Raw genomic sequence first — 14,506 nt, forward strand, 5'->3', positions numbered from 1 at the left:
TTCATTGTACAAGGACTCAGGCTGTGAGTCTTTTCTATTTGGCTAATTTGTTGCACTTACATTGTAAATTCGTCACAGCATTAAAATTACCAAAATCGGTGCTGACGGCGCACTTGCCTATTAGATCAACCTTGTTTCTTGGGTTCCTTCTGGCTGAACGCCTTTTTCGCAATTGGACCCAGGAAATGCATCACTACCGGCGAAATAAAGGCGACAGCCACGATAAATATCGCCGTATTGACCAAACTGTCTTGCAGCACACCAGCATCAAATTCTAAAGGTAAACCTATGTCACCATAATAGTCTGCGGCGAAAACTACCAACGCAAGAATCGCCAGCCGCACCCAAAAACTCTTTTTCCGCAACATTTTGCACGCCTCCTAAAACCGCTATCATTTTAGCAAATTATAGCGCACCTGCAAAAAAAACAATCATGTTTGTTATTTAACGTAAACCAGGGTAACCTTTTTGTGTCGTGCAAATGTACCACTTCCCATTTTATAGTGTGCCAGCAAAATACGCGCGCAGTGTTTCTTGATGATTAACCGCGAAGGCGAACGTATTATTCTTAAACGCCGCGCCGCACAGCTCCTCACCGCCGAAATCATCCGCGACCACCGACACGTTGCGTGGTACAACACAGGATTAGTCGCCATACATCCAAAAAATCCCCCTCATCCTTTTGCCCACAGTGTAATTGGGCGCAAATCGATGCTGGGGGATTCTCTGATATTCAGTATTCCGTTTGTTGCGGCTGACAGCACTCGCTCGCAAACTGATTGGGGGCGCAACTGGGTTGAGCACTGCCCCTAATAGATTGACCGCAGCCCGGCCAAATCGGCGCTGGTCATTTTCTGGTGACCCGAGGTGACGGGGTACATGATAGAAACTGGGTCCTGGCTGTGATCGAGTCCCAGGGCGTGGCCGAGTTCGTGCAGCGCCACGGTCAGGTTCAGGTTGGCCATGTACTGGACGTTCAGATTGGCGTTGGCGCGGTTAACGGTGTAATTGTCGCTGCCCGTGTATTCATAAATTGCGGGACCGCCCTTGCCGAGCTCCATCCCCCCGTCCACCGCTCCAGGGGTAATCTTCTTGTACTGCCCGAACGTGATGCTATTGTCGTGCTTACCGCCACTACCGGCAATCAGCTTCACGATGCCGGTGCGGTTATACGTCGTCACCGCCTGCCGAAACAGGTTGATGACCTTGGGTGCGGTCCTGTTAGCAAAGTGGTAATAGTAGGTGTTGCTAAGCGACTTGCCGCGAACAATTGCTTCAACCGGGGTTGCGTCGCTCCTATTGCTGCTGGAGCTAGACGAGCTTGAGGCAGGCGCGCTGCTCGCCGAACTTTCTGGAGTCACCGGCACTTGCTGGGTGGACTGGATGAACGTCTGCGTTCTATCCCACCAGGTTTTGGCATCACGGGCGAGGTTGCTGGGGCCGATTTTGTACACCGCAAAGATAATCACGGCGATGAGAATTAAGTTGCGGAAGTGATGTGTTCTGCGGCGCATGGGCGGCTCCTTTCTAAGGTGGTATGGGGCAATTATAGCAAAATGGAGGACACCAGATGGGTCCTCCATTTTAAGAATTAGATATAATCAACCTTGCTTAAGAGCTGAACCATCGTGCTACCCTTCACCCACACATCCGGAATGTACATGTGGACACCATTTATCACAACCGGTTTACGTGATGAGTCGGTTCCCGTGCCTCTAATAAAAACAAGATTTTCGGATGACTTTAAAAAGTTCGGCGCCGATTGTTGAACCCCAGTCTTGTTCATAACCGGTTTACCCGTTTTCTTGTCGAATTTCTTAATATCTCGCAATTCACCATTGTTAATTAAGTTGCGCGTGTGCACCCACAACTTTTTAACGTACGTCTGGATAAAGTCTTCATCGAAGTTGTAACGTTTGAACCCAAGAAACTTGTTGTCTAGCAGCTTAGACTTAGTCGATGGTTCCTCAAACACAATCATGAGCAACTGTGCTTCAGAAAAGTACGCGCTGAGCAATGAGTTGTCAAAATCATCCTCTTCATTTGGCCACGATGGCAAATCCAAACCAGAGATCTTAAAGTCCTCGGTTCGACCGCCCTTGTTCGATAAAACAATGGTCTTGGGAATAAGGCCCATTTCTTTGAACATCTCGACCTTATTGAACTTAGAGGCTGAGCCACCAAACATCTTCACAATTATTCGTTCGCCAATAGACTTATCAACGTCACCATGTTTGTTTGGCTTCCAGTCAATATTCAGTTCAGTAAGCAATTCCCTTACAGTCTTATTCTTGTACTTAATGCCGTACTCATGAAGAGTTTTATCGAACTGACTGTAGCTACTGATAGTCTCGCTTAGCTGTTCCCCTTGTGCCTTGAAGTAACGGTCAACAATCGAATTAACTACAGCACGTTTTAGGCGAAAACGCGGTTGATGTGGCCATTTTGGCGCAGTATCAATGAACATCAGTTGCTTCCGCAGTTCAGATGACAGCCGCGGATAACCATCCCGTGGGTCAACATACTCATCCTGGATCTTTTGCACAAAATTGCGAACTAAGGTCCAGTCATTCCGTAACACATTGGTCTCCTCGTCCGAAAACTGAAAGAATTCGTAGCCAAGAATCGGAAACTTCGCATAATCAGTTGAGGTAACAGTTTTGTCGGAATCATACAAATAGTACACGAACAATAGGTGCGCAAGTTTATGCCAGAAGTGGGAATCTTCAAACTTCTCATGGACAATCTCATCTGGTGAAACGGCCGTAATTGACATGGGCTCTTTGGCTTCATAAGGTCCAGCATTCTGGTGCTTGTTCCGCCGAACACCGGTCGTTTTGATTTCCACTTCATCCCCATCAACCACTAGGTCCGGGCGCTGTTTATTATCCGCGTCGTAACCAACAATTGATTCTTCAACGATTAGCCCCGCGACACCAGTCATCTTTGGTTTATCGGCCAGTGAGGCAAAGCGACCACGATTATCAATCTCGCCTAAAGTTTTGTGAATAGCTGCGTTAAACTTTTTCTCTAGGTCAGCATATTTAACTACATGTGTGTGTCCAATAGCCATTAAGATATACCTCCAAGTCGAATCCAATCTTAGTATATCAATTTAGTTATCGGTTACAAATTTTAATGATGGCACAAGAAAACCCAGAAAATTTGTGTTTTCTCTGGGTCATAACTTAATGCTTAATATTCAACTTAACTATCTCACTAGCAGGCTTAAGATTGGTTTCGCGCTCCATAATATCGTCAATTCCTGAACCAATCTTAGTGACAACACCACAAACCAATGCATTACCCATCATGAAGTAACGCGCCGTCTTTGGCATTCCCTCAGTCCAACCATCTGGGAAGGTCTGCAGCCGCTCGCATTCCACAGGGTCCAGCAAACGTAACCGTCCAGTTTGCTTATCCTTAATTACGTGCGTACTGCGATTAATACTGTGTTCTGACGTCAACATAGTTCGTCCTGGTCGATCTAATGGGTCTGGGAAAGACATCCCGCCTTCTGAGTAATAATACTTAAACCCAGTTTTGGCAGTCCGCTCTTCCTTCTTGGCACCCTTCAAATATTCAAACTTCTCAAGGCGTCCTGGCTTAGTGTCGATAAATAATTCTTCATCATCAACAGAATCAAGCACAATGTCATCAAGCAAAACATGTTTACCTTCGTAGGCAGACTCATATTTTCCTGTAAAAATTTCGGAATCCTGCATAATCCCAGTATTTTCAAATTTGAAACTGAAATTATCTGAGAAGTCTACAATATCGAGGTAACCGTCAATTGAACCTTTTTTTTGCAAAGTCAGGTGTTTCTTAATTGGCAGTTCCTTGTGATATACACTGTGGTCCTTGATAGCTTTCTTTAAGTCATGTAAGTCTTCAAGTTCACGATAATACTCTGTATCTTTTCGGTACGCAAAGATAAAGACACGACGACGACGCTGTGGGAAACCATAGTCAGCAGCGTTAATCATGCGCCACTGTACCCCATAACCCAACTGATTCAACGTGAAGAGAATCATCCCAAAATCGCGGCCACGTTGGCGGGGACCAGGTGAAGACAATAGGCGGTCAACGTTTTCCAAAAGGATGAATGGCGGCATTTTAGCTTCCACCGTGTCCCGAATATCCCACCACAGAACACCCTTCTTCCCCTCAATTCCTTGTGCACCTGAGTGTGCTACAGAATAATCTTGGCAAGGAAAGCCGCCAACCAGTAATTCGATATCTGGAATTGTAGTCTTATCAACCTTGTTAATATCAATGTTTGAATTGATGCTACTGTCGCCATAATGACGAACATAGCAGTCAAATGCGTACTGATTCTTGCGCCCTGGTTCCCATTGGTTAGCGTACACTGTCTTCCATCCAGAATTTAGTGCATCTAAACCGACGCGGAATCCACCGACGCCAGCAAATAGCTCAGCTACTCGTTTGTTCATTTGTGATGCGTCCTTTCGTGGTCGCCTAACATGCAATAATGCTAGAATACTACAATTCATCGCGTTGATCCAGTATTATGGCAGAATCTCTTTCTCGATAACCATTATAACGAACGATCGTTCGAATTGGCAAGAAATTCTTTTCTAATTGCGCAATAGAGTCTCATCCAGCAGCCCCAAGTCACTCCCAAGCCAGCTGGAGTAATCTTCATGGCTCAACTCACCGTTTTCCAAATGTACTAGAGCGCGCACAAATTTCTCGTAATCCCCACCTGCAAGTTCCCGAATTACGGCGTCATAATCATCTTGGCTGAATTGTTGTGCAGAATTGCGAAGGTGCTGCATCCATTCCAAATCATTCAATACGCTTCACCTCGGAGTAATCCTACCACAAATTAGCAGTACGAACGAGTACGGCTTTGAACTGAATTCTTTATCAGTCAGTTTTTGCGCTTCGTCTTCCCCTTCCAACCCCGACGATCAACGCAAAACTGCCGATTCTGGCCACTTGACTGCTACCCTGGTTCAATTCAGTTGACTCCTAGTGTATTTGATATACGCTAAAATCCAAAATTCAGTAAGAACACCCGGCACAAAAGGCCTAACCCGCTGATTCTGTTGTTTCCGACTATAAATAACAAAAGAAGCTTACCCCATAAGAGTAAGCTTCAAATGATAGGCTTATTTTCAATACTAGATGACAGATTCCCGTTAATAATCGCGGCACGGCCATAAACTACCCCAGCTTCACCTTGTCCACCGTCATGTTCCGCGAAATAATTGCCCGCAACTCCTGGATTTGCTCCTCTGTCATCCCCGACTTCGGCAGCAACTGTCCCTGCCGACTCGTCGACATCAGGATGAACAGACTCGGGGTTTCCGCGGCCTCCAGGAAGCCGGTCCAATCTCGGTGACCAGAACCGTTGGCCGCCGTCGCGGTCACGCCCGTGTCGTCAATCACAAACGTCGCCGGTGCAAACACCGCCGCGTTTTTCGGTGACCGGTACGCGGTCACGGCCCGCCAGCGCGTCAGTAGCGGTAGGTAGACGATGGCGAATACACCCAGAAAGATAATCGGGGCTAGTGTGCCCCAGACATAGCTGCCCGTCACTCCGAGCAAGCAACTATAGGCGATTAGTATCACACCACCAATCACCAGGCCGAGCTGGAGCAAACGGATTTTGCCGTGTTTTTGAAACCACTGTAAATAGTTAAAATAGTCCTGCTGGTCAATGCTTAGGTCGTGCAATTCCATCGTCAATGCCCTCCGTCAAGTGCCGTTTAGTTAGCAGTATATGCCTTGCCGTCTGGTGGCACAAGTGGCCCCAAATGTTGAGCCCTTACCGATTTGAAGTATGCATTATGGTATACATGTGGTTCGCTCTCGACGAGATTAATGTCTCTCAAGCCAGAAGCAATTTAATAGCAACAGTATGTGTTAAAAAGAAAAAAATCCCGGAAATTAATGCCGTCAAGAGAAGTTGTCTATGTCCAGGCAAAGATTTATATTCCCGCTGACAACTATCTAGGCGATTCCAACAAATTACAGTTCAAGCACGATCTGCCAGTTTCGAAAACTGCACTCACTATTACGATGCGAGCCACAATATCATCACAGTCAATCACAGTTACTACCAATCTGTTCGACCACGCTATATTGAGCTTTAAGATGGTTAACAACCACATTTAAGTAACCACGTTGACTGACCTTAACACTACGAAAATCCTTTTTCTTTCTTTTGCACGACCTTCCCCTAACTTCTCCCGTCACCCACCATTCCGTTTCGTCTTTGCTCTTTCGCCCCGACCCGCAACGCCAAAATCCTGTTTCTGAACATTTGACACAGGACATATTTTTTAATATGCGCAGATTCGCCCTTTTCTGCGCATATATTTAAATATGTCCTGTATCAAATGCGCCAAAACACCGCCTGAACACTTTTACCTCAACGCAATCTGAATCCTGCTGGTCAATCGCCGTCAACGCTTCACCGCAATAAAACCAAATCTACGCCACAACTTCTTCACATCTGGCCCGTATAGTAATAAACATAGAGATGAGCAACCCAGAACTCATCGCTAAGTCTTCTTCATATTTTTCTCCTCCCAAAAAATAGTGTAGTCCCAGCTACACCAAAAACGGCGACGTTGCCCGACGTCGCCGTTTTTCTGTGGATTCTACTGCTTAGCGTTTTTTACACAAAGGTTGCCAGTTTTAACAAGATTAATCTAGCTTGATTCTGTTTCGTTCCTCATCAATCATTTTGATAGCTTCCAATATTTCATCTTCACTATACTCAATGCCCAATTTGTCATTATCAACAGCACCATACATGATTTCTTCTTTTGCCTTCAAACGTCGATATATCTTTTCATCAATGTAGCCAGGCCGATCACTTGATGCATCCTCATCTTTTGTTTGCAGGTAATAATAACGCGTGTGATCACTTTGTTTAAGACCAATACGGTGTATACGGTCCCGCGACTGCAGCATGAAAGTCAGATTGAAATTGTATTCAAAGTAAACAGCATCATGGACACTTTGCTGCAACGAAATTGATTCACCCAATGTCTGCGGATTGGTGACCAACACTTGTATGTCTCCGTCTCGGAATTCATTAATCAATTCAACGCGATCTGACTTTGGGGTTCCACCATAAACAAGATTTACTCTAATCCCTTTGGCGCGCAAACGACTAGTGATTTTGTTGAGTGTACCAACAAATATTCCCCAAACCAGTACCTTTTTGTTTTGCTGAACCAACTGGCAAACCAAATCAATTCCGTATTCAAACTTAGGAGAAACTATATCGCTATCAATATTGAATGTGGAGTCGTTAAGTGCATTCCCGCCTACATTCAATAAGTCTTCGAAATCATTCTTAGAAATAGTGTGGCTGTCATCATCATCGTCATCATAGGACATTAGCTCTCTATAATTTATGGCTTCATGAATTAATTCAGGGTTGGTCGATGCCTGTATTAATCTGATCAATATCGCCAAACTTGATTTCTCCTTGCGGTAAATTTCTTCTGCTAATTTACGCTGGCCTTCACTTGGTTTGATTACATTCACGTAATCATCATCTGCTTTTGGAACCTGTAAATCCTTCTTATTTGTACGCCAATAGAAGGGATGAATTGATCGATTTATTTCCTCAATTTCCCGAACTCTAGGTTTATTAAGTTCATCCAAATCCCATCTAAAGAATGTGTTGTATTCATCCCCATACAAAACGTGTAAAAAGTTATAAATGTCGCGGTACGTGTTTGGTATTGGCGTACCAGTTAACACATACCTAAATTTAGTTTTATCAGAAATTTCCAGTGCAGCTTGTGCATGTTTGCCATCCGGATTTTTAATGCGATGAACTTCGTCAAAAACTAGCATTGTGTCATTATCCAACATTCTATCCAACACACCGGTATAAGCAGAAAGGGATTCATAGTTAACCAGAATGAGATTGCTGACCTTCCAATCCGTAACCAATTTTGATTTAAAATCTTTTGTGCTCTGACTGTCTATGCACGACAATTGTTTCTTTTGCTTAAACACCTCTTCAAACTCATGCTTCCAACTTTCAAATGCGCTAATTGGAGCAACAACCAGAATTCTTTCCAGTCTCTCGTTTTTGGGCGCACTTTGACTATTTAGGTATGCAAAAACCCCAAGCAGCATAGCTGTTTTACCTGCACCAGGAACAGAAAAATTGGCCGCACGTTCCATTTCGTATTCATAAAAAGCAGCTCGCAAGTGAAGTGGTTTCAAAGGCCGCACAACCTCAGATTGAACTGTGTTACAGAATTCCTCGAATTGAATCCTTTTAGAAATTGGAAACTGTTCTAAATCCTCTTTGTAGACCTCACCAAGTATTTTATATTGTTCAATCGAATATTTTTTTCGTGCAATGAATTGCTCAACTGCTTTTGAGACAGTTACTTTTACATTCTTTCTGTACGCTCTCTGCTTAGTGACTTGAATTACTTTTTCAATATCTCTATAAGCTGTCCTTTGCCTAATAGTTTTATTATCAGGGTCAAAAAAATAGGATGTATCGCTACCAGCTTTCAGTTTCCTATCAGAACTTGTTAATTTACATTCGGAATTATCAACTCGAATTATAGAACCATCAATAAATTTGAATGCTATCTCATTTGTTTGAATACCATTATCTTCATCCTCTGTTTGAGGTAGCTTAATTGTTGCCAAGCTTTGATATTTGGCAATCTCTTCGTATGCCAAGTCGGAAGCTTCTATTACTTCAATGTCTTCTTCCCTGTTTTCCCACAGCCTAGAAAATCGATTCTTATATTCTTTAATCCTAGATTGAACAAATTGGCTTCTATCCCACGAAACATCAACACTGATACTTTCATAGTTCCTACTAATACCACTTTGTGTTTCATTGGCTGACCCATTAAAGAAAACACACTCAGTATCGTTGGAGATAATGCCAAATTTATCATGGAACAAACCTTGCTTAGTGAGGGCAACCTTCACCCGGGCCCTACCAGCAGCAATCATGAACGCTAAATTTCCAAGTCGTTCCTGTGCTTCTGAATTAAGTTTTTCATTCTGCGCCGCGATGTTAAGCGGCCTTATCTGATGGCGTAAAGAATATCCTTCTTTAATTTTCGCAAAATCATCTGCTGAAATTTCCTTTGAAATAACAAACTGAGCTTCGCCACCGTTTTTGACCATTTCTTCAAACCCATGCGCATACAAATCCATACTTGCACTATTAAAGAAACCTGACACTCTCTGATACAGATTTGCTTCCGTCAATAGAGGATTATAAAAATTATCGACCAAGTCTTTCGTATACTCAGGCTCTATCGCATTCTTGACTTTGTCAGAAAACATTACATACGTAGCTCCTTTTTTAACTTGAACACGACATCTGAGATATCCTTCAAGGTGTCTTTCGCTTCAGCGTTCTCGTCCACGTTCAATTCCGTAAAATCAGAAGCGCTCATAACCGACAGTTTCTCATAAATATCTTCCAATTCTGACAAAGATTTACGTCGTTTTCCATCCTTATCACCTTTAAAAGCCAATCGATTAGTCGACTTGATGTATCTTGCAGCTTGGCTCTTCAAATGTTCATCTTCATTTATTCGCTGCTTCAATTCGGCTGCTGACGCAATTGGTTTCTTAACAAACGCATCTACAATATCATCAAGCTTATCGTCGTCCTCAGTTGCATCTACTAAATGCGACTTAATATCTGGGTTCTTCAATATCTTGTTTTTCATATCCCGCATGACTATCTTTGGTTCAGCGGTCTCTAAACCAGACTTAGCAAGTAATAATCTTACTAAAACCGCATCTGTTACAGCCTCCTTGTCGTCACCCGTTAGCTTGTCAAGCGTTCCGCCAATTTCTTCAATTGGACCATCAATTTTTAAATCTCTAGCTAGATAAAACTTATCAATTGCGTTTCCACCTGGAGATACTAGACTGATAAACCGAAGAATAAGCTCTGCTAGTCGTAAATCACGATTTATTCCCCTGGTATTCCCTGCGCCGGATGCTTTTTTGTATTCATCAACAGTCATCAGTTTTTCAATTTTAATCGTGTTGTATACATCGAAAATTCGGTCAATTGGGTCATAATCCACACGTTCCTCACGGCCAAGTTGTAAATCCAGCTCTAATTCTTTAATGGTTTTTTCGTCCGATTTTTTAGCGGTATCAAGATTCAAAATAACCGCTTCAAAATATTTTTCAATATTGGTTTCGCGTTGGTACATACGAAGAGCAGTAAAACGTCGATTACCGTCAATGACCCGGCCATCTGGCAAAACAACACCTGGTTCCTGCTGAGTCTTTTCTTTAATGGATTTTAGCGTGTCCTTTAGAGCCTGGCTATTCGAATCTAACACAAATTTCTCAAAAATTTGATTGTATTCTGAATCGCCTGGTTCAGGTGCTAGTACACCATTTTCACTTTGATATTGCCTATAGGCGGTGTTAATGCGTCCATTTTGATCATTGTAGTAAAGATACTTAAGCGGAATCGCATAGACATCGTAGTTTGAACCATCATTGCCAGGAACGGAAATCTTTTTCGTAGCACCAGTCTTCCTAAATTCTCCAGCAATTACCTTGTCAAATAAATTCATAATTATTCTCCTTTTTTGAATGTGGAAATATTAGCGTTACCATGCTTCAACAATCTTTGAATTCAATTGAGATTCACAACACCGGTCTAAAAAAGCCTTTTCTTAATATCAACTAATGCACAAAGAAAATTGTTCGCTTAGGCAAAGCAATGGTCATCCACAGGCTCACTATAATTGTGTTTCTGTTACGACTATAAATTGATCGCCTGATAATTGCAATGATCGTTTATGCAAAATTTACGATAACACAAAAATGGCTGAGGACATCTGCCTCAGCCTAAATCAATCGCTTACATATTCAGAGCCTTTTGCGTCGTCTTTCACCACCACGTTATCAAAAAGACCCCCAACACCTGGGTGGCGGCGGGAGTCAATTGCGCTGGGTAGGCGCGTGTTCAAAGAGAGGCCACGGAACATCCGAGCCTCACCGATAGTGTAACGCGAATTGGCTTACCTGTCACAAAAATTCTGATATTTGGTCAATTATTATTTCGTCAATTTTTGTTATTAATTAAAGCAAATGCTGTCCATTAATTGCCAATGTAGTTTGCCCAATGGACGGTAAGTCGGCGCACCCAAGATAATAAAAACGCCGCCCAGCATTTCAACTAGGCGGCGTCCTTCTTGCTATTCAATTCGCGGTAATGCCGGACGGTCGTAGAAATAGCCCTGCAGGAAATGCGCGTGCAGCTTGTGCTCCGCGTAGTCCGCGTCGTTACTGTTCTCAATCCCAGTAATCACAATATCAATATTGAGTGGATCTAAGACAGCGTGCCATTCCTTGAGCCGGGCAATCAGCGCATCGCCAGGGTACTCGCGGCACAAGTCAGCCAGTTCGAACTTAACCCCGTCCATAAACGGCAGCACTGGCGCCAGCGAGAACAGGTCGGTGGCAATGTCCAGGTTCTCCACCTCAATACGCACGTCGGCTTCCCGGTACAGCCGGCCCATGCGCTGCATCACGGACGCTTCAGGCATCCCCATCAGCTCAACCACCAGCACCTGCAACGCATCGCAATGGTCTCGGAAATCAACCAACTTCTGGAGCACCTCGGGCAGGGCAAACTGCTCCTGCGTGAGGTTGAGCATGATCTTCGGCACCTCAGCGCTTTGAATCGCCTTCTTGGCAAAATCAATCTGGACGCCAACCGCCAGTTCGAAGTTCTTGGGGAACATCCACTGGTCCCGGTCGCTATCATAGCGTGCCAGGCGCACCTCGTTGTGCACGGCCACGTGTGGCACCTTGTGCACGTTGATGATTTTCTGGTTGAAGATGGCGACGGTCGAAATCACTTTCGGCTTGCGCACCACATTCAGTGTTTTACCCATCACGGTCACCACGTCGCGGCCATAATGCTTGCTCTGGTAGAGGCTGGCATCGGCCCGGGCGTACAGGTCATCGAATTTTTCATCGTTGTCGCTGAGCTGCGCAATCCCAATTGAAATCGTGACGAGGACTTCATACCCCGCCGCCGGAAACCGCGTCTCGCGCACCACGCGCCAGCATTCCAGCAGCATCGCCTGCACGTCCTTAGCCGTCCGTCCCGGGAAGACCACGTTGAACTCCTCGCCGCCAGTCCGGTAGAGGGTGTGCACGCCCGGATATTCGCTGAGCATGTTTTCGAGGCTCTCGGCCACCCCTGCTAGCACCTGATCACCCGCCAAGTGGCCGTAATGATCGTTAATCTGCTTGAAGTGGTCAATGTCCAGCACCGCCATTGCCACCGGCGTGTGCTGCTCTTTGGCGCGGGCGAAAATCCCGGTGACATCCTGGACGTACGCCGCGTAGTTCTTCGAGTTGGTCAAGGCATCATAGTGGGCCTGCTGATCGTTCGCCGCATTCACCAATCGCTCACTGTGGTCATACTTCAGGTATATCGCGGTCACAAGCGCCATGACAAAGAACGTCACGAGGCCTAGGAACACGGGCGTCAGTGCGGTTAACCCGCCCGGAATTGCGGGCTTGAAGCACCAAAAAATGGCCGCCAAATACGTGAACGCGAAGACGTGGCGACTGATGTGGTAGCGAATGTGCGCCGCCAGTTTGCGCATGCCGATGAGCGTGATGGTGATCAGCACGAAGGTCAGGGCAAAACGCCAGGTACCAAACGCGGACCAATAAAGGAGCAGCCACATCTCATAGACGCCAATTGCCCGCAGCGTGTACTCGAGCCAATTACTCTTTTCATCCAGCAACGGGAAGGTCATGACGAAGAAACTAAAGTTCGCAAAAACCAAGCTTAGTGTCGGGTTACCAATTATTCGTGTTATTTGATAGAAACCCAGGCCCAAAATCATGGTGATTGCGAGCATCGCAATGCGGATGATGATGGCCCGGCGTGTCTTACCATTCTGGTCAGTAAAAGCTAAGTGCCACAGCTCGCGGTAATAGACCACAAAGCCACTGGCAAAAAGCGTACTAACAATCAGCTGCGCCAGCCAGAATTGCAAGCGTAGTGGTGTGCTGTCACTCATAGGTACTCCCTCTATTTACTAAAAAAATCCCCCGTGGTCTGAAAAACTTATAATTAGTCGATGTTATTTTTTCACGAGTTTGGTATAACTAATTATTTATGTTGTTCATTACCATATTTATAGACTACTTCCGGTTTAATTACAAGCATTACCTCAATATTTCTGCCTGATTGTCACGCATAGGCGCCCGCCCCGCCTGCTACGAGCGTGTCTGGGCGCACACCACAATACCCGTAATTCCCGGCCATCAGGATGTCGGTGATGGTGGCCTTGGCTAACCATTTTGTTGCGGTGTCACTTTCCCCGTTTTCACACATTGGCATATTGACTGACTGCTTTTCATAGATTTGGGTGCAAAGAGTTTGCGCTGATCCCAGCCTTCCAGGTACGCCGGGAACCTCTGCGCAATAAATGCAAATATGCGCCCAATAGTAGCTGATTTGCGCATCAAAAAACGGCCAGGACATATTCTGTCCTGACCGCCGCATTCTACTTGCGCTTACGTTTCTTGGCGCGCAGTTTCTTGGCCGCCTTCATGCTTAGGCCCTGGCGCACATCGTGTTTCTTTTTCGGTACCGCAATGAACTTCGCCATGTCCGGCACGGCCGCCATGACCTTGCCGTAGCGGGCCGCCATCGAGTCGACCTCATCGCGCTGGCCGGTGACAAACGGGGTACCCGCAACAATCGCCGCCACCGCCAGCCGCTGGTCGCTAACCACCGGCACCGTGCTCGTCAGCAAACTGGTGAGCTCGTAGTTGGCCACCGCGTCATCGCTGAGTTTTTCCTCCAGCTGAGTTTCCAGCAGCTCCTTCACCTTGGCCAGGTTGAACAGGGGCAAGACGAACTCACTGAGCCAGCTCTTGACCGTGTAGTCCGCCTTGTCACTGGCAATTTCTGCCAGCAGGGCGATATCCGTGAACGTGAGCTCTGTGCCCATGAGGATTGCTTCCGGCAGGTGCGCATGCAACAGGTCGTGATCACTAACCGCGGCGTCGATGCCGAAGAATCCGCGCATGATTGCCAGCAGTGCGTCCACGCGGGTGCGGTCAGCGGGTTCACGGTCTGGTGCTTCCGCGCTCACTCCCGCCTTGATTAGCGCCGTCGCAATGGCTTTGGCGCTGCGCAGGTGGTGCTCGTCTTCAAGGAACTCCACGTAATCGCCCAGTAGTGCCGCCAGCTCGGTGCCGGTCAGGTTGAGCGCATTGCTCCACTCCTGCACGTTGTCCGTGAAAAGCGCACTTGCATCCCGCGCCGTCCAGCGCCGGGGCGTGCGATCATAATTTTCAGCCATCTGCTTGGTGAAGTCGCGCACGAGTGCAGCCATTTGTTCGGTGGCGACAGTCTTCTCACCAAGTACTGAGTCACGACCCGCCGCGGCGTAATCCGCCAGCCACGTGTCCGTGTTGCCCAATACTCGGTTAATCTGTTCTGGTGTCATGAGGCCCTCCG

Annotated in this window: 12 protein-coding genes; 1 reads left to right on the forward strand and 11 read right to left on the reverse strand. The window is 45.9% G+C overall.

What is annotated here, in order from left to right; translation table 11 throughout:
- Nucleotides 1-125: 125 nt before the first annotated feature.
- A complete protein-coding gene (locus EKN00_RS05840) occupies nt 126-368 on the reverse strand; it encodes a hypothetical protein (protein ID WP_127849220.1) in 243 nt (80 codons plus the stop codon).
- Nucleotides 369-537: 169 nt separating this feature from the next.
- On the opposite strand from EKN00_RS05840, the gene EKN00_RS05845 reads away from it, so the two are divergent.
- On the forward strand, nt 538-813 hold the full coding sequence (locus EKN00_RS05845) for a hypothetical protein (RefSeq protein ID WP_127849221.1): 276 nt from the start codon (nt 538-540) through the stop codon (nt 811-813).
- Here EKN00_RS05845 and EKN00_RS05850 read toward each other — a convergent pair.
- From EKN00_RS05850 to EKN00_RS05890, 10 genes are all read right to left on the reverse strand, one after another.
- Nucleotides 810-1,514 carry a matrixin family metalloprotease gene (locus tag EKN00_RS05850; protein ID WP_164848049.1) on the reverse strand — a complete coding sequence of 235 codons (705 nt, stop codon included), beginning with the start codon at nt 1,512-1,514 and terminating at the stop codon, nt 810-812. The genes EKN00_RS05845 and EKN00_RS05850 overlap by 4 nt on opposite strands.
- Nucleotides 1,515-1,591: 77 nt before the next feature.
- Nucleotides 1,592-3,073 carry a MutH/Sau3AI family endonuclease gene (locus tag EKN00_RS05855; protein ID WP_127849223.1) on the reverse strand — a complete coding sequence of 494 codons (1,482 nt, stop codon included), beginning with the start codon at nt 3,071-3,073 and terminating at the stop codon, nt 1,592-1,594.
- Between the two features lie 115 nt (nt 3,074-3,188).
- Nucleotides 3,189-4,454 (reverse strand): DNA (cytosine-5-)-methyltransferase, encoded by a 1,266-nt coding sequence (gene dcm, locus EKN00_RS05860; protein WP_127849224.1) that lies wholly within the window; start codon nt 4,452-4,454, stop codon nt 3,189-3,191.
- A 144-nt stretch (nt 4,455-4,598) separates the two neighbouring features.
- Nucleotides 4,599-4,817, reverse strand: a complete 219-nt coding sequence (locus tag EKN00_RS05865) for a hypothetical protein (RefSeq protein ID WP_127849225.1) — start codon at nt 4,815-4,817, stop codon at nt 4,599-4,601.
- A 373-nt stretch (nt 4,818-5,190) separates the two neighbouring features.
- Nucleotides 5,191-5,709 (reverse strand): YcxB family protein, encoded by a 519-nt coding sequence (locus tag EKN00_RS05870; RefSeq protein ID WP_127849226.1) that lies wholly within the window; start codon nt 5,707-5,709, stop codon nt 5,191-5,193.
- A 969-nt stretch (nt 5,710-6,678) separates the two neighbouring features.
- Nucleotides 6,679-9,318 (reverse strand): SNF2-related protein, encoded by a 2,640-nt coding sequence (locus tag EKN00_RS05875; protein WP_127849227.1) that lies wholly within the window; start codon nt 9,316-9,318, stop codon nt 6,679-6,681.
- Nucleotides 9,318-10,580: a ParB N-terminal domain-containing protein gene (locus EKN00_RS05880; protein ID WP_127849228.1), complete on the reverse strand. Its 1,263-nt coding sequence runs from the start codon at nt 10,578-10,580 to the stop codon at nt 9,318-9,320. Before EKN00_RS05880 ends, EKN00_RS05875 begins: the two co-directional genes overlap by 1 nt.
- Nucleotides 10,581-11,207: 627 nt before the next feature.
- Nucleotides 11,208-13,055: a bifunctional diguanylate cyclase/phosphodiesterase gene (locus EKN00_RS05885; RefSeq protein WP_127849229.1), complete on the reverse strand. Its 1,848-nt coding sequence runs from the start codon at nt 13,053-13,055 to the stop codon at nt 11,208-11,210.
- A gap of 173 nt (nt 13,056-13,228) precedes the next feature.
- The gene (locus EKN00_RS10830; RefSeq protein WP_164848050.1) at nt 13,229-13,378 is read right to left on the reverse strand and encodes a hypothetical protein; all 150 of its coding nucleotides are present in this window, start codon (nt 13,376-13,378) and stop codon (nt 13,229-13,231) included.
- Nucleotides 13,379-13,544: 166 nt separating this feature from the next.
- A complete protein-coding gene (locus EKN00_RS05890) occupies nt 13,545-14,495 on the reverse strand; it encodes a hypothetical protein (protein WP_127849230.1) in 951 nt (316 codons plus the stop codon).
- Between the last annotated feature and the right edge of the window lie 11 nt (nt 14,496-14,506).

The sequence above is a fragment of the Lacticaseibacillus hulanensis genome, from assembly GCF_004010095.1.
GTDB lineage: Bacteria > Bacillota > Bacilli > Lactobacillales > Lactobacillaceae > Lacticaseibacillus > Lacticaseibacillus hulanensis.